Origin of the sequence: Caulobacter sp. DWR3-1-2, assembly GCF_049896225.1 — a bacterium.
GTDB lineage: Bacteria > Pseudomonadota > Alphaproteobacteria > Caulobacterales > Caulobacteraceae > Caulobacter.
The window spans coordinates 1-16213 of sequence record NZ_JAFCTW010000010.1 but is presented as its reverse complement, the minus strand read 5'-3'; the positions used below and the strand labels follow the sequence as shown (position 1 = coordinate 16213).

At 65.2% G+C, this 16213-nt stretch carries 16 protein-coding genes; 8 read left to right on the top strand and 8 right to left on the bottom strand.

The genetic code is table 11. From position 1 onward, the window contains the following. Nucleotides 1-43: 43 nt before the first annotated feature. The gene (locus ACP696_RS14355) at nt 44-460 is read right to left on the bottom strand and encodes a hypothetical protein (protein ID WP_426011419.1); all 417 of its coding nucleotides are present in this window, start codon (nt 458-460) and stop codon (nt 44-46) included. A gap of 117 nt (nt 461-577) precedes the next feature. Next, nucleotides 578-2455, bottom strand: a complete 1878-nt coding sequence (locus tag ACP696_RS14350) for an ABC-F family ATP-binding cassette domain-containing protein (RefSeq protein WP_426043943.1) — start codon at nt 2453-2455, stop codon at nt 578-580. Nucleotides 2456-2555: 100 nt separating this feature from the next. Here ACP696_RS14350 and ndk point away from each other — a divergent pair, with 100 nt between their 5' ends. Continuing rightward, nucleotides 2556-2975, top strand: a complete 420-nt coding sequence (gene ndk / locus ACP696_RS14345; protein ID WP_426011421.1) for a nucleoside-diphosphate kinase — start codon at nt 2556-2558, stop codon at nt 2973-2975. A 163-nt stretch (nt 2976-3138) separates the two neighbouring features. Further along, on the top strand, nt 3139-4242 hold the full coding sequence (locus ACP696_RS14340) for a sensor histidine kinase (protein WP_426043942.1): 1104 nt from the start codon (nt 3139-3141) through the stop codon (nt 4240-4242). Here the strand turns inward: ACP696_RS14340 and purN are convergent. Beyond that, nucleotides 4239-4826 carry a phosphoribosylglycinamide formyltransferase gene (gene purN / locus ACP696_RS14335; RefSeq protein WP_426043941.1) on the bottom strand — a complete coding sequence of 196 codons (588 nt, stop codon included), beginning with the start codon at nt 4824-4826 and terminating at the stop codon, nt 4239-4241. The genes ACP696_RS14340 and purN overlap by 4 nt on opposite strands. A gap of 40 nt (nt 4827-4866) precedes the next feature. Then, nucleotides 4867-5904 (bottom strand): phosphoribosylformylglycinamidine cyclo-ligase, encoded by a 1038-nt coding sequence (gene purM, locus ACP696_RS14330; RefSeq protein ID WP_426029605.1) that lies wholly within the window; start codon nt 5902-5904, stop codon nt 4867-4869. A gap of 112 nt (nt 5905-6016) precedes the next feature. Between purM and rnd the strand changes: the two genes are divergently transcribed. Together rnd and ACP696_RS14320 are read left to right on the top strand one after the other, a co-directional pair. Next, entirely contained in the window at nt 6017-7189 is a 1173-nt protein-coding gene (gene rnd / locus ACP696_RS14325) for a ribonuclease D (protein ID WP_426011425.1), read from the top strand. Between the two features lie 72 nt (nt 7190-7261). Further along, nucleotides 7262-7864: a hypothetical protein gene (locus ACP696_RS14320; RefSeq protein WP_426011426.1), complete on the top strand. Its 603-nt coding sequence runs from the start codon at nt 7262-7264 to the stop codon at nt 7862-7864. A 29-nt stretch (nt 7865-7893) separates the two neighbouring features. Here ACP696_RS14320 and ACP696_RS14315 read toward each other — a convergent pair whose 3' ends face one another. From ACP696_RS14315 to ACP696_RS14300, 4 genes are all read right to left on the bottom strand, one after another. Further along, nucleotides 7894-9384, bottom strand: coding sequence for a Ppx/GppA family phosphatase (locus ACP696_RS14315; RefSeq protein ID WP_426029603.1), 1491 nt, complete (start codon nt 9382-9384; stop codon nt 7894-7896). An 80-nt stretch (nt 9385-9464) separates the two neighbouring features. Further along, nucleotides 9465-9923, bottom strand: coding sequence for a hypothetical protein (locus ACP696_RS14310; RefSeq protein ID WP_426043940.1), 459 nt, complete (start codon nt 9921-9923; stop codon nt 9465-9467). Next, nucleotides 9920-12145 carry an RNA degradosome polyphosphate kinase gene (locus ACP696_RS14305; RefSeq protein ID WP_426043939.1) on the bottom strand — a complete coding sequence of 742 codons (2226 nt, stop codon included), beginning with the start codon at nt 12143-12145 and terminating at the stop codon, nt 9920-9922. The genes ACP696_RS14310 and ACP696_RS14305 overlap by 4 nt, the downstream gene beginning before the upstream one ends. Before the next feature lie 216 nt (nt 12146-12361). Then, on the bottom strand, nt 12362-13072 hold the full coding sequence (locus ACP696_RS14300) for a chromosomal replication initiator DnaA (RefSeq protein ID WP_426011430.1): 711 nt from the start codon (nt 13070-13072) through the stop codon (nt 12362-12364). A 257-nt stretch (nt 13073-13329) separates the two neighbouring features. On the opposite strand from ACP696_RS14300, the gene ACP696_RS14295 reads away from it, so the two are divergent. From ACP696_RS14295 to ACP696_RS14280, 4 genes are read left to right on the top strand one after another with little or no spacing between them, the layout of a single operon-like run. Further along, on the top strand, nt 13330-14187 hold the full coding sequence (locus tag ACP696_RS14295) for a ParA family protein (RefSeq protein ID WP_426011431.1): 858 nt from the start codon (nt 13330-13332) through the stop codon (nt 14185-14187). Beyond that, entirely contained in the window at nt 14184-14648 is a 465-nt protein-coding gene (locus ACP696_RS14290; protein ID WP_426011432.1) for a hypothetical protein, read from the top strand. The genes ACP696_RS14295 and ACP696_RS14290 overlap by 4 nt, the downstream gene beginning before the upstream one ends. Further along, complete coding sequence (locus ACP696_RS14285; protein ID WP_426011433.1) at nt 14645-15331, top strand: hypothetical protein; 687 nt, start codon at nt 14645-14647, stop codon at nt 15329-15331. The genes ACP696_RS14290 and ACP696_RS14285 overlap by 4 nt, the downstream gene beginning before the upstream one ends. A 14-nt stretch (nt 15332-15345) precedes the next feature. Further along, nucleotides 15346-16074 (top strand): EcsC family protein, encoded by a 729-nt coding sequence (locus ACP696_RS14280; RefSeq protein WP_426011434.1) that lies wholly within the window; start codon nt 15346-15348, stop codon nt 16072-16074. Nucleotides 16075-16213: the final 139 nt, after the last annotated feature.

Here is a 16213-nt window from a genome sequence, read left to right as displayed (position 1 = left end):
CCATTATCGACCAGGTTCGGTGCGGACGTAAGCCCTTGACGCGCTAACGGGTTCCGACGCCCGGGAACAAGGCCGGCTCGCCATCGAACACGCCCAGATAACCCAGCTCGCCCAGCAGCGGCGTGACCGTGTCGGCATAGTCGCCAGAGGGCTGCGAGGCGTGGAGGGGCAGGGTAGCAGGGCGGCCGGTTTGATCCTGCAGGCGATAAACGGTCCACTGCTTGCCCTTGGGCGCCGGGGCGCCGGCGCTCAGATAGCGGTGCTCCCAACCCACCAGGGCTGGCTTGCGACCGATCTCGACATCGAACGGCCGGTCCCTGAACGCCAGGTCCATGTCCAGCCGCATGGCCTCGGCCAGCCGCTGATCCAGCCATTCGCCGAACGCCAGAAGCACCGACGCGGCCGACAGGCCTTCGGGGTTGGCGACGATGTGGTTACGGGAGGCGGGTCCTGAACTCATGGGAACAGGGGTAGCGGCATCCTGTCACAGAAGGCCTAAAGGACGTGGTTTAACTGTGTTTACCACATTGAGTTGAACCCTCTCCCCTCTGGGAGAGGGTTTCTTTCTTCTATCGCCCTAGCCCTGCGCCTCGGCCAGTTCTTCGGCCAGGCCCATCCAGGTCGCCTCGGCGTCCGTCAGCTTGGTCTTCGCCGCATCCAGCCGCTTGGTGAGCTCGGCGACCTTGGCCGGGTTCTTGTAGAGTTGTGGGTCGGCCAGTTGCGCCTCGAGCTCGCCGAGCTGGCGCGTGGTACGGGTGACGACCTGTTCGGCGGCTTCGATCTTGCGCTTCAGCGGTTCGATGGCGACGGTCTTCTTGGCGGGCGTCGCGGCGGCGGCGGGCGCAGCCTTGGCCTCCTCGCGGGCCACTTGGCTGGGCTTCACCGACTGCTTGGCGCGGTCGAGCACGAACTTGGCGTATTCGTCCATGTCGCCGTCGAAGGGCTTCACGGTGCCATCGGCGGCCAGCCACAGGCGGTCGGCGACCAGCTCCATCAAGGATCGGTCGTGGGTGATCAGGATCACCGCGCCCTCGTAGTCGTTCAAGGCGTCCAGCAGGGCGCGGCGGCTGTCGATGTCCAGGTGGTTGGTCGGTTCATCGAGGATCAGCATGTGCGGCGCGTCCATCGCCACCATGTTGAGGAGCAGCCGGGCCCGCTCGCCGCCCGACAGGTTGGCCACCGTGGTCTCCTGCTTCTCGAAGCCGAGGCCAAACTGGGCCAGTTTCGAGCGGCGCGAGCTTTCCGAGGCGTCCGGCAAGGCCCGGCGGATGATCTCCAGCGGGGTGTCGTCGGGGTCCATCGCCTCGATCTGGTGCTGGTGGAACCAGCCGACCTTCATCTTGCGGTCGCGGTGAAGTTCGCCCGACTGAATCTTCAGCGCCCCGGCGATCATCTTGGCGAAGGTCGACTTGCCCGCGCCATTGACGCCCAGCAGGCCGATCCGGTCGTCCAGATCCATGCGCAGGTTGAGGTTCTTGAGGATCGGACGCTCGGCCTCGTAGCCGACATAGGCATGTTCCAGCCGGATCAGCGGCGGAGCCAGAGGGCGGGGCGGCGAGGGCAGGGTGAAGGGCGCGACGCGCTCCTCGATCGTGGTGGCCACCGGCTGCATCTTGGCCAGGCGCTTCATGCGAGACTGCGCCTGGGCAGCCTTGGAGGCCTTGGCTTTGAAGCGGTCGACGAAGGCTTGCAGGTGGGCGCGCTCGGCGTCCTGCTTGGCCTTGGCCGACAACTGCAGGCGGGCCTTCTCGGCGCGGCGTTCCTCGAAGTCGTCGTAGCCGCCGGTGTAGAGCTCCAGCTTGCCGCCGGCCAGGTGCAGCATGTGGGTGCAGCTGTTGTTGAGCAGCTCGCGGTCGTGGCTGACGATCAGGGCGGTATGCGGGTACTTCTGGAGCCTGGCTTCAAGCCACAGGGCGCCTTCCAGGTCGAGATAGTTGGTCGGCTCATCGAGCAGCAGCATGTCGGGCTCGGCGAACAGCGCCGCGGCCAGGGCCACGCGCATGCGCCAGCCGCCGGAGAACTCGGCCATCGGCCGGGCCAGGTCTTCTTGGGAAAAGCCCAGGCCTACCAGGATTTCCGAAGCCTTGGCGGGCGCGGCGTCGGCGTCGATCTCAATCAACCGGGCCCAGATCTCGCCCATGTCCTCGGGTTCGGCGGTGTCCAGGCTGGTCAACAGCTTGTGGCGCTCCTCGTCGGCCTCCAGAACGGTCTCCAGCAGGGTGAAGGGGGTGGCCGGGTGCTCCTGGTCGACCGAGCCGATCCGCGCGCTCTTGGGCAGGCTGATCTCGTCCTCGCTGGCCTGCAGCTGGCCGAGGATCAGCTTGAACAGCGTGGACTTGCCCACGCCGTTGCGCCCGATCAGGCCAACCTTGGCGCCGGGGGGCAGACTCACGCTGGCGTGGTCGAAGAACTTCCGACCCCAGGCGATGAAGGTCAGGTCTTTGATCTGGAGCATATGATTTGAAGGTACGCGGCGGGTTGGCGGGGAGGGAGCGCCCGGCTATAAGCCCGCAACCTCCCAATCCACAAACTTTCTGTGTGAGATAATTCGGACCATGACCGAACGCACCTTCTCGATCATCAAGCCTGACGCCACGCGTCGCAACCTGACGGGCAAGATCAACGCCGTCATCGAAGAGGCCGGTCTGCGCATCGTGGCCCAGCGCCGCGTCAAGCTGACCGACGCTCAAGCCAAGACGTTTTATGAAGTCCACGCCGAGCGCCCGTTCTACGGCGAACTGGTCGAGCAGATGACCGCCGAGCCGGTCGTCGTCCAGGTGCTGGAAGGCGAAAACGCCGTCCTGAAGTACCGCGAAGTGATGGGCGCCACCAACCCGGACAATGCCGACGAAGGCACGATCCGCAAGCTGTTCGCCCTGTCGATCGGCGAGAACTCGGTCCACGGTTCGGACAGCCAGGAGAACGCGGCGATCGAGATTGCCCAGTTCTTCAAGGACGAAGACATCGTCGGCTAAGGCTTTCAGCCTCGGCGAGGTTCGCCGGTCCAAGCGATACGGGAAAGCGGCGCGGCCTATGGTCGCGCCGCTTTTCGTATGCGCGCACACACGCGGTCGCGTATAAAAGTCGCCTCTCGCTCTCCCGCGCCGTTTGGGGAGCGTGAAGGCGGAGAGTAGACACGTGAGTGAAAACAGCGAGCAGATGGATCATCTGCTCAACACGCCCGATCTCGCCAACGTGCTGGAGAGTGACGGCTTCCGGCAATTTCTGGATCAGGCGCCGATCGCGATCGCCGTCTCCGAATTGCACCCTGTCGAACGCATCGTCTATGCGAATCTGGAGTTCGAGCGGCTGAGTAGCCACTTGAGCGCGGACCTTGAAGGCAAGTCCTGGGGCGCCTTGCTGGGGCGCTCGGCGAAATCGGACGACGACGACGCGCTCGGTAGAGCTGTGGTCGAGGATCAGGACTATATCGGCGTCTTTTCGTTCACCCACGGCGATGGCGGGCAGGCCGTCGACGCCTGGTCGAACATCATCCTGGACGACTCCGGTGCCCCGGTGTTTCGCATGCTGGCGCTGGTGGCCGCCACCGGCCGCGATTCCATCGAACAGCGCATACTCGACAAGGATGTCTTGCTGCGCGAACTGCAGCATCGGGTAGCCAATAATCTGCAAATGATCACGGCGCTGATCCGCATCGAGGCGCGCAATGCGCCCGAGGACGCCCAGGACGAGCGCTTCAGCCGGCTCGCGGGCCGCGTCGAAGCGTTGGGCCTGCTCTACCGCGCCCTGTCAGAGGAAGGTTTGGCGGAGACCGTCGATCTGGGGGTGTATCTCAGCGAGATCGCCTCGGCGGTGATGCGGGCGCACGCGGTCGAAGGCATCCATCTGGACCTCCAGGTCGACACCTGGCCAGTCTCGATCAACGTCGCGATGCCGACGGGCCTCGTTGTCAATGAACTGCTGACCAACGCGCTGAAGCACGCTTTCAAGAACCGCGACGGCGGCACGATCAGCTTGCACAGTCTCGTGGACCACGAAGGATGCAGGGTGGTGGTCTCCGACGACGGCGATGGCCTGGAGCCGGGCTATGTCTGGCCCCGGCCTGGCAAGCTCAGCAACATGATCGTTCAGTCCTTGCGCCAGAACGCGAACGCTCGGGTCGAGGTTGACGCCGCGCCCAACGGCGGCATGCGCGTCACCATGGTGTTCAGCCGAGCCGACGCCTTGCCAGCGATGGCCACCGCGACGGCTTCCTCCAGCCCGTCCCGATCACGGGACTAGACGCCGGCAAGATCCCGGCAGAAGGCCGCCACGACCGCCGCATAGAGCTGGTGCTCCTGTTCCAGCACGCGATCACTGAGGCTGTGGTCGGTGTCGCCCGGCAGGATCGACACGCGGGCCTGGCCCAGGACGGGACCCTCGTCGACGCCGGCGGTGACCAGATGGACCGTGCAGCCGGCCTCGACCTCGCCGGCCTGAAGGGCGCGGCCGTGCGTGTCCAGGCCGGGATATTTCGGCAGCAGGGAGGGGTGGATGTTGAGCATCCGGCCTTCCCAGGCGTTCACGAGGAACGGGGTCAGGATGCGCATGTAGCCGGCCAGGGCCACGACCTGGATCTCGCGCGCACGCAAGACGGCGTTGATGGCGCGTTCGTGCGCCTCGCGATCCTTGGCAAACTCGCGCTGGTCGATGGCGATCGCCTCGACGCCGGCCGCCTGGGCCGTGGCCAGTCCGCCAGCCTCGGGCTTGTTGGACACCACCAGGACGATCTCGAACGGACAGGCGGGGTCCCGGGCGGCGCGGACCAGGGCCTCCATGTTGGACCCTCGGCCGGAGATCAGGACGGCGACCTTGGTTTTCGTCATCAGTGTGTCCCAATCCTTCTCCCCTTGCGGGAGAAGGAAGCTAGGCTTGAACAAGCTGCCCGCAGACAAACGCGTCCTCGTCCGCGTTGAGCAACGCCGCCAGCACCGGCTCGGCGTCGGACGCGGCGACGATCAGGATGAAGCCCACCCCGCAGTTGAAGGTCCGGCGCAGCTCGTGGTCTGAAATGCCGCCCTCGCGCTGCAGCCAGTCGAAGACCGGCGGCAGGGGCCAGGCGCTCCAGTCGAACAGCGGGACCAGGCCCTCGGCGATACAGCGCGGCGGGTTCTCGATCAGGCCGCCGCCGGTGATGTGGGCGCCGCCCTTGACGCGGCCCGACTGCAGCAGGGGCAGGATCGACTTCACATAGATGCGGGTCGGGGCCATCAGGGCCTCGGCCAGGGTCTTGCCCTCCCCGCCAGGAACGGGGAACGGGCAGGGCGCGTCCCAGGCCAGGCCCGAGCGCTCGACCACCCGGCGCACCAGGCTGTAGCCGTTGGAGTGCGGGCCCGACGAGCCGATGCCGATGATCAGGTCGCCGGCCCGTTGCTTGTCCAGCTTGGGCAACACGTCGTCGCGATCGACCGCCCCCACCGAGAAGCCGGCCAGGTCATATTCGCCGTCGCTGTACATGCCCGGCATCTCCGCCGTTTCGCCGCCCACCAAGGCCGCGCCGGCCAGCTTGCAGCCCTCGGCGATGCCGGCCACCACGCTCTTGGCGACCTCGAGGTCCAGCTTGCCGGTGGCGTAGTAGTCGAGGAACAGCAGAGGCTCAGCGCCTTGGGCCAGCAGGTCGTTGACGCACATGGCCACCAGGTCGATCCCGACCGTGGCGTGCATCTTGGCGTCGATGGCGATGCGCAGCTTGGTGCCGACCCCGTCGGTGGTTGAGACCAGCAGCGGGTCGTCATAGCCGGCGGCCCTAAGGTCGAACAGCGCGCCAAAACCGCCCAGGCTCCCGTCGGCGCCGGGCCGGCGGGTGGCCTTGGCCAGGGGCTTGATGGCCTCGACCAAGGCAGCGCCTGCGTCGATGTCCACGCCGGCCTGGGCGTAGGTTAGGCCGTTCTGCTGGTCGCTCATGGGTTCGCTCTGGGTCGAGGTTGGCCCAAAGGGCCAATTTGGAAAGGAATATTGCCGCTCACCCCAAGCTTGTGCTTGCAGACTCGGGGGTGCGCGAGGCTATTAGCAGCCGATGACGACGATCACCACCACCGCCGCGCTGGCGGAGTTCTGTAATGAGTTGAAGGGCGCCCCCTTCATCGCCGTGGACACCGAGTTCATGCGCGAAACCACTTACTGGCCCAAGCTGTGCTTGATCCAGGTGGCCTCTCCGGAAACCGAGGCGTGTATCGACCCGCTGGCCGAGGGCCTTGACCTCTCGCCCTTGCTCGACATCCTGCGCGATCCCGCAGTGATGAAGGTCTTCCACGCGGCCCGCCAAGACGTCGAGATCTTCAACAATCTGGGCGCCATGCCCACGCCGCTGTTCGACACTCAGGTGGCTGGCATGGCTGCGGGCTTTGGCGAGCAGATCGCCTATGACGCCCTGGTGCGCCAGATGCTGAAGATCGAGCTCGACAAGTCCAGCCGCTTCACCGACTGGGCCCGGCGTCCACTGAGCGACGCCCAGCTGACCTATGCCGTCGCCGACGTGACGCACCTGGCCACTCTGTTCCCGATCCTGCGCGACCGCCTCGACAATGCCGGCCGCCTGGCCTGGGTTGAAGAGGAGATGAAGGCGCTGAACGATCCGGCGGCCTATGACGTCGATCCCGAAAAAGCCTGGCGTCGCCTGCGTCCGCGCAAGACCGCCCCGAAATATCTCGCCGTGTTCAAGGCCGTCGCGGCCTGGCGCGAGCGCACCGCCCAGACCCGCGACCAGCCGCGCGGCCGGATCCTGAAGGATGAGGCCATCGACGAACTGGCCACCCAGGCCCCGACCTCGCTGGAGGGGCTCAATACCCTGCGCAGCGTACCCAAGGGTTTTGGCGGCTCCAAGTTCGGCCCCGACCTGCTGGCCGCGATCAAGGCGGCCTTGGCCGATCCCGAGGGCTACGCTCCGGTTCTCGACAAGGCCGGCCCGCCGCCGCCCGCCTCGGCCGGCGCCGTCGTCGAACTGCTGAAGGTTCTGCTGAAGGCCCGCGCCGAGGAAGCCGGCGTGGCCTCCAAGCTGATCGCCACCGTCTCGGACCTGGAAAAGATCGCCGCCGACGACGAGGCCAACACCCCGGCCCTGCAAGGCTGGCGGCTGGAGGCCTTTGGGTCCGACGCCCTGAAGATCAAACGCGGCGAACTGGCCCTGGTGCTGGACGGCGCGCGCGTGCGGGTCGTGGAAGTGCGCCGGGCGCCGAAAGCGGACCTGTAAGCCTGCGCTGAGTCGTATTTACCACAGCCCTTCACGCCGCCTTCATTGGCCCGGCGCGAGGGTGCTGGTGCAATGAAGATTTCTCAGATTTCGTCGGCGGGCGCGGGTCAGCCCGCCGCTATCGATTTCCCGGGCGGCGCGTGGGCGGCCGCCGCTGCGCTCAATGACACGACCGGCGCGGCCAGCCTTGACCAACAGCTGGGCGCCTATCACGCGCTGTCGAACCGCTGGGCGGCAGCGAGCCATGGCGAGCGCGCGGCCCTGGGCCAGGCTCTCACCGAGTCGCCCTTCGCCAAGACCGTGCAGTCGGCTCTCAACACTTTCACCCGCGCCGCCTGGGCCGGGTCCGGCGCCGCGCCGCCTGCGCCGCAGCGGCAGGCCAAGGCTGCGTTCGAGGGCCTGTCGGAAACCGACCAGACGATCGTCGCGTCTCTGCAGGTCGGCGTGCAAGGCTCGCCCCCGCCCGCCTCGGTGGACGACTATCGCGCGCGGCTGCAGAGCGACCTCGACGCCGCCCAGACGACCGACGCACGCCCGCAGGACACCGTCACGCTATCGGCCGAGGCCCTGGCGCGCCTGGCCGGCGGGAACGCGGCCGACCCGACTCCGGTCCCCGCAGACGCCACGCCGGAAATGGCCGTGGCGCTCGCGGCCTACGGCAAGGCCGCGCGCTAGGCGTCGATCCGACCTGGCCGGCGTGTTGTCTACAGCGCCAGGATCTTCAGCTTCATCCCCAGCAGCGTCGCCAGGGTGTTGGCCCGCTTGGCGGTCTGTTCGCCCAGCAGCAGGTCGGCATAGCCGGGCTCGGCGGCCAAGGTCAGGTCGCCCCGGTGGATCGTCAGGCGCGATCGGGCCAGCAAGGGGGCGCTGCGGCCCGACAGGTCGCAGCCCAGGCGGATGGCCGCGCCCAAGGCTCTGGCGCGCTTCAGGCGAACCGGCGAAAGCAGGCGCTCCAGCACGCCTATCTCCGGCGGGTTGAAGGCCGTGGCGTGGCGGGCGAAGGCGGCGGCGGCCAGGAAGGCGCGCTCGGCGTGGGTCTGGCCGGCGATCGGCGCGCGCAGCACCTGCTCGAACACCAGGTCGGCGCGGTGGTCCGGGTGGAGGCGCGCGCCCAGGTCGGCCAGGCGGCAGGCGGATGAGATCAGAACCCGGTCGCGCACGTCGCCAAAACACGGCGGCAGCTCGGCGAGGGCGGGGGACAGCCAAGTATCCAGCGCCGCGCCCAGCTCGTCGGCCAGGCCCTGCCGAGCGCCCAGCGAAGCGCAGCCTTCGATCAGAGGGTCTAGCCGGCGCACGCCGGGCGGCATGGCCTCGAACAGCAGGCCTTCGCGTACGCCATAGGCGGAGATTTCGATGTGCTTGAAATCCAGGCTCTCGATCAGTTGCTCCAGCACCACGGCGGCATAGGGCAGGGTTTCCGAGCGCTTCTTGCTCATGCCCTCGATGCGGTCGAGCGAGCTGCGCGACTGGTGCGCGACCAGGCGGGCGGCGTCGAGCGCCTCGCTGCGGCTGATGCTGTACTGGTGGACCATGTGCAGCGGATAGTCGCTAAGCCGCATGTGCAGCAAGGCGAGGTTTCGCCAGGCGCCGCCGACCGCGTGGAAGGTGTCGGTCTTGAAGGCCTGGGCCACCGGGGCCAGGCGCTGGGCGGTCAGCTTGCGCACCCGCTCCAGGTCGAAGCCGTCGCTGAGGCCCAGGCTGAACGGGCCCAGCGGCAGGGTGACGCCCAGACCCGCGCCGGTCGGCTCCAGCCGGATCAGCTCCAGGCTGGCGCCGCCCAGGTCGCCGACCACGCCGGTGGCGTCGGGGGCGCCCGCCAGCACGCCCAGGGCGGCGTAGCGGGCCTCTTCCTCGCCCGACAGCACCCGCATGGTCAGGCCCGTCTCGGCCTGGACCAGCCCGACGAAGGCCGCGCCGTCCTTGGCCTCGCGCACGGCGGCGGTGGCGACGACGAAGGTCTCGGCGGGCTTGACGGCTTCGAGCACGGCGCGGAAGCGCTTCAGCGCCGCGAGGGTCTGTGCCATGCCCTCGGGGTGCAGCCGGCCGCCGACGCCCAGGTCACGGCCCAGCCCCGCCAACACCTTCTCGTTGAAGACGGTCCAGATGGCGCGGCCTTCCAGTCGATACACCACCAGGCGCACCGAGTTGGACCCGATATCGATAACGGCCGCGTCGCGCGGCGCCGCAAAAGGCATGGGAGGGGTTTAGCCTATTGGACGGGGAGGGAAAGGTGGCATGGGCAAAAAGCTCGCGCCGCTCCCCAGGGGATCGACGACTAGGACGCGGGGGGCTTGGCGGTCTTGAACGGAACCAGCGGCACGGGATCGTTCAAGGTTTTTCGGCAGGCCCGCAAACGCCAGCCGGCCTCGCCCTTCTGGTAATAACAGGCGCCGAAGCTGGTCGGGTGGCCGTTCGCCCGCCGTCCGCCCTTGGTCATGGCGTAGCCGTGGTCGGGGCTGATCAGCAGATGCTCGATCGGCTTGGCGCGGACTGGGCAGCGGCCCCAGGAGTGACCGTGGCTCAAGACCTGCCAGCCGGGCCCGTAGATCGTCCCCGACTTGAACAGGGCGCGCTCACCCGCCTTGGCCCAGGCCAGGTCATAGGCGTCGCCGACCTGGCTGTCGCCGGGCACGCCGGGCAGGGCGAAGATCGCGCAAATCCGCGCCTGCTCGGCGGGCTTGGGTCCGCAGGAGGCGAGGGTCAGGGCGGCGAGGACAACGAGAACTCGCCTCAAGAACGGCGCGGTCCGACGTGGTCGAAGGCCTGCGGCAGGTCCTTCACCTTGTGGCCGCGGCCCGACAGGCTGGGATTGGTCATGAAATACTCGTGGGCCGAGAAGGCGCCCTTGCGATCCCAGGCGGGGTCGCGGGTGTAACGTCCTTCAGCATCGAGGGTCCAGCTCTGGGCCTCGTCATTGAGGTTGGCGACCATGATCTGGTTAAGGATCTGCTGGTGCACGGTGGGGTTCTCGACCGGCACCAGGCTCTCGACCCGGCGGTCCAGGTTACGCGGCATCCAGTCGGCCGAGCTGATGAACACCCGGGTCTGCGGGCTCGGCATGGCCCCGCCATTGGCGAAGGCGACGATGCGGCTGTGCTCCAGGAAGCGGCCGACGATGCTCTTGACACGGATGTTCTCCGACAGACCCTTGATGCCCGGCCGCAGGCAGCAGATGCCGCGCACCACCAGGTCGATCTGCACCCCGGCCTGGCTGGCGCTGTAGAGGGCGTCGATGATCTGCGGATCGACCACGGCGTTCATCTTGGCCCAGATCGCCGCCGGCCTGCCTTCGCGAGCGTTGTGGGCCTCGTGGGCGATCATTCGCAGCAAATCCGGCTTCAGCGTCTCAGGCGAGAAGCTCAGCTTCTCCAGCCCGTGCGGCTGGGCGTAGCCGGTGATGAAGTTGAACAGCTTGCCGCCGTCGCGCCCCAGGGCCGGGTCGCAGGTGAACAGCGAAAGGTCGGTATAGACCCGCGCCGTCTGCGGATGGTAATTGCCGGTGCCGAAGTGGCAATAGGTGCGCAGGGCGTCGCCCTCGCGCCGCACCACCACCGACAGCTTGGCGTGGGTCTTCCAGTCGACGAAGCCGAACACCACGTGCACGCCGGCCCGCTCCAGGTCGCGCGCCCATTTCAGGTTATTCTCTTCGTCAAACCGCGCCTTGATCTCGACCAGGGCCGTGACGTTCTTGCCGTTGTCGGCCGCCTCGATCAGGGCCGCGACGATCGGACTGTCCTTGGACGTCCGATACAGGGTCTGCTTGATGGCCAGCACGCTAGGATCGCGGGCCGCCTGGCGGATGAACTGCACCACCACGTCGAAGCTCTCGAACGGGTGGTGAACCAGGATGTCCTTCTCGCGGATCGCCGCGAAACAGTCGCCGCCATGGTCGCGCACGCGCTCGGGGAAGCGGGCGTTGTAGGGCTTGAACTTCAGGTCCGGACGGTCGGGCGGGATCAGTTCGGCCATCTGGGCCAGGCCCAGCTTGCCGTCGACCATGATCACGTCCTCGGGCGCGGCGCGCAGGCCCTCGATGATGAAGTCGCGCAAGTCCTCGGGCATGGTGGTCTGGATCTTGACCCGCACCACGCGCCCCAGCCGCCGCCTCTTCAGTCGCGCCTCGAACTCGCGCACCAGGTCCTCGGCCTCTTCCTCGATTTCCAGGTCGCTGTCGCGGATCAGGCGGAACAGGCCCCGACCCTCGACCTCGTAGCCGGGGAACAGGTGACCGAGGAACAGGATGATGAAGCTTTCCAGGGCGACGATCCGCCGCTCGCGCTTGCGGGTCTTGGTCCCGGCTGCCTGGCTCAGCTCCCAGAACCGCTGCACCTGGCTGGGCACCGGCACCAAAGCATAGAGGTGCTTGTCGTCGGCGATCCGCCGCAGCTTGAGCGCAAGGCAAAAGCCGAGGTTGGGGATGAACGGGAACGGGTGGGCCGGGTCGATGGCCAGGGGCGTCAGCACCGGGAACATCCGCGACAGGAACAGCTCCTCGGCCCGCTCGCGGTCAGCGTCCTCGATGTCCTTGGCGTCCAGCAGCTTGAGACCCTCGTCCCACAGCTGGATGCGCAGGTCGCGCCAGATCCGCTGGTGCTCGGCCATCAGCTCGGCGGCTGCGGTGTTGATCCGCGACAGCTGCTCGCCCGGCGTCAGCCCGTCCTGGCTGACCACCCGCACGCCCTCGCGCACCTGGCCCTTCAGGCCGGCCACCCGGACCATGTAGAACTCGTCCAGGTTATTGGCCGAGATCGACAGGAACCGCAGCCGCTCCAGCAGCGGATGGCGGCGATTGGCGCTCTCCTCCAGCACCCGCTCATTGAAGGCCAGCCACGAGGTCTCGCGGTTGAAGAACCGCTCGGGCGAGGCCAGCAGATCCTCGTCCAGCCGCAACCCCGCGAGGTCCGGCGCGGCCGGGGTCGGCGCGGCGGGCAGGTCGAGGGCGACGGCGTCGGTCATGGGGGGCTCCGGTTACTGTGTACAGAGTGAAGGAGGGTGGTGACAGGAGCAAGACATTGGCGACGGTGGCTCACCCGCTTGCCCCCTACGGACCGCTTCGCGGTCGTCTTCCCCCATAGGGGGAAGAGCTCAGTCGCCGGCGCCGTACTTAAGGCTCCGCCCCCTGTGGGGGCGGACAGACCGCGAAGCGGTCAGGTGGGGGCAAGTGAGTGAGCCTCAGTCCTCGTCACCCGGAACATCCCCAAAATCCAGCACCGCCAGCGCCAGCGCCTTGTTCACCTCACGCCCCTGATCACTGGCCGCCTCGTCCAACGCCGCCACCGCCGCCAGGGCCGCCGGCGCGGAGCGGGGCAGTCTCGCCATCAGATACGGATAAAGATCCGCCGCTGGCCGGATGCCCGCCGCCTCGAAGCCGCGCCGCAGCACCGCCGCCAGCACCAGGTCGTCGGGTTCCTCGATCCGGGCCACGCTCAGCGCGTTGAGCCGCGAGCGCAGGTCGGGCACGCCGGCCTCCCAGGCCACGGGCGCCAGGCGGCCGGTCAGGAGCAAGCTGCCGCCGTCGACCCCGGCCATGTTGATCAGGTGGAACAGGGTCTCGTCGTCGACCAGGTCGCCCTCCGCCCGGCGATCGACATCCTCGACCAGCAACGGCCGGCCGCGCAGGGCCGCCAGGTCGAGCGGCTCGCCGCCCCCGATGGTGTTTGGGGAGGCCGCCGCGATCACCACGGCCCCGCAGCGCCGCGCCCAGTCGCGCGCCAGGTGCGTCTTGCCCGTCCCCGCCGGCCCCACCAGGGCCAGCCGCCCCTCGGGCCAGCCCGGCCAGCCGTCCAGCGCCGCCAGGGCCTGGCCATTGGTCGGCGACGCCGCGAACGACTCCCGGTCCCAGCGAGGCGGGGCGGTCAGCGGCAGTCGCAACTGTCGGGGCAAGGCGGCGTCCGGTTGGGGTTTACTCTGGTGGCGGACATATAGGGCGCGTTGTCGGGGAGGGCGAGGTGCGGGGGTGGTTTGGCTGGGGATGAGGGGCGGGGAGGTGTGGATGGGAGGGAGATTAACATCATCAGCGCTGGAGTAAGACCGCGCCCTCGCCTAGGTTGTGTAGCTCACAGAGCCTATAAGTCGGGCCATATGGAACGGCGGAATTCGCATATTATGTGGCGAAAGAAGAAAACTAAATTGGGGAAGAGATGCCTGCACCTGTACTTGCTATTTTGAACATGAAGGGCGGGGTCGGAAAGACAACAATTTCCGCTCATATGCCGCGTGAAATATTTACTGCCAAAGGAAAGTCTATACTTCTGGTTGATCTTGACCCTCAGTACAATCTAAGCCAGCAATTGCTCGAACCTAGCAGCTATGATGCAGCAATAGGTAAGGGAATGTCAGCCCTAAGGATGTTTGAGCCTGCGCCTGTTTCAGACTTTTTCGACATAAACGTAAACGGCAATGATCCACCTCCGACCAAAGATATATCAGTTATGTTGAGATATTTTATTCAGAAGCCAGAAATTACTATATCAATAGTTCCTGGAACATTTGAGCTGACAAAATATAGTTTTATAGCAGATCATGCCAAATTGGGTCACGCCAGAGAGTATTTTAAACGCGCCATTAGTGCCGCTCGGAATCACTTTGACCTCGTTGTCCTTGACATGAATCCGAGCTCTTCATTTTTGACCTTTTGTGGGCTGTCCGTAGCGACCGACATCCTCTCTCCGGTCCGCCCGGACAAATTTTCTGTTTTAGGGCTGGAGCTTGTCAAGAAGCTGATCGATCATCCGTCGGTTGGTGGAAAGCCCAACATGCATATCGTAATGAATGGCGTGAAGCGGTCAGAGGGAATTACGCAGACAGAAAAAGATATCAGAAGTGCGGAGTTCTTCAAAGACAGGCTTCTTGCAAGTCGCGTCTATCATTCTGGCGTACTATCTGCGAGGGCAGATTATACGGGATTTATCCAGGATAGGAAGGTTTCAAATAAGAAATTGGTCAGCTCTGATCTTAGATCGGTTGGATTAGAGATTGCTGGAAGGATAGGGCTATGATTCAAAGTCCTCTAGAAAGATTACTTGTTCTGGCTGCAGCGTCCGAGATGAGCGCGTCAGAATTCAAAAATGTGGTGAGCATTGTTCAATCTGTTCCAGCGGCAGATATTGAGAGCCTGTATAGGCAAATCAGAAATAGAATTCGACACCTAGACATTATACTTGAAGATGATGATAGAGGGCTCTCTCATATCTCGCCGATCAGCCGCGATATCGTTGAACTTATTCGCGATGCTGCGATTCCTCCACGCGAAGCGGCTGAGCGGATACGATTTGAGCTTCTCAATGCCGAGATGGAGGGTAGCGGCAAAATTACTCCCTTCAACCAGAAGGAGGGGCTAGCTCGCTGGCTGGAACGGGTAAGCAAGGCTGTGGGAGGCGGAGCATTACTCAATGCCGCTATCGCTGCGCTAGACTCCGCAGATCGGAATGAGCGCGGTTGGACCCTTAATAGGTCATGACCGTCTTTTCTGAAATCGCCGCCCGAGTTGCCGCAAATTTGGAGGGACTGGAGGACGCGCTGGGTGAATTTTCCGCAAGCCTTCCCCTTTCCAAAGAGTGGATCCAGAGGGAGGTGCCTCTCGCTTCTTCAAATCCTGCAAACCCTCTATTGAGCGGAACGAAGATTGCGCTTCTTGAAGCCGGCGCCGCCTGGGCGATTGGTGCCAACCGCGGAGCAGCGTCATCGATTAGGGCTTACATAGAAAATGCCTTTGCATGGCTTTATTACAAAGACCACCCAGTTGAGTTCCGTGTAGTTGACATCGGCCGATCCGAACTGACCATGCCTAAGGGGGTGCAATCATACTTAAAGCAAGTCGATGGTGGATTTGAAAAATCCTATTCGGTTTTGGCGAAATGCTCAATGCGAGGAATGGAAAATGAATATTTCTATTCTAACGTTTCGCAATTTCTTCATGCTCACCCCGCATTTTCGTCACTGGCAATAAAGATTGAAGAATATGCGATCTCATCGCCTAGAGATATGTCGTTCTTGAAAATATGTAGGAACGTAGACGAGTTCATTTCGGACAATTTTACAGCTTATTACAGATCATCTTGGGATGATGTTCCCGGAATAGTTCAAAAAGACGTCAGCAGTCGTTTGGATAAGAAATTAAAGGAATTTTTATCGATCGTTTAGGGGGGGGGCAGTTTGTGATCTCTGAAACCGATCGTAAAGACCTCGCCGCCTGGCGCGCCCGCATCACCCGCCCCGCCGGCCCCCTCGGCGCGGCGTCGCGCGCCGTCCAGCGGCGGATCAACACCCTCATCCCGGTGAAGGTCCACGCCGCCATCACCGCCGCCATGTCGGGGATGACCAAGGCGATCCTGACCGGGGCCGACTTCACCACGGCGTCGCCGCTCCAGAACGCCAGCCTGGAGGACCGCGAGGCCAAGGTCGTGGCCGCCATCGACGGCTGGAAGACCGCCGCGGGGGCCGAGGGCGGGGCGGCGGGGCTGGGCGGGTTCGCCCTGGCCCTGGCCGATTTCCCGCTGCTGATGAGCTTCAAGTTCAAGCTGCTGGCGCAGATCGCCGCCCTCTACGGCCATGACGGCCGCGTGCTGAGCGAGCGGCTCTACATGCTGCATATCTTCGAGCTGGCCTTTTCGGACGTCGAGCACCGGATCAAGGTGCTGGCGGCCATGGACGACTGGGACGCAGCCGAGCATCCCGCAGACCTGAAGGGCTTCGACTGGCGGTCGTTCCAGCAGCAGTATCGCGACCACATCGACCTGGCCAAGTTGGCCCAGATGCTGCCCGTGGTCGGCGCGCCGGTCGGGGCCGTGGTCAACTGGCGGCTGACGGCGCATCTGGGGAAGACGGCGATGATGGCCTACCGGATGCGGTGGCTGGCCTCTGAAAACCCTCTCCCAGAGGGCTAGCAGATTCACACATGTCTGAGGGCGGCCTGTAAGTTAGCCAGGGTCCAGCCGCATTTGCGGTCCTGGAGGCTGCGCCAACCGCGTAGCATGACGATGGGGCCGGGCTTGCCGTAGTAGCCGGTCCAGCCGCCCAGTCGGG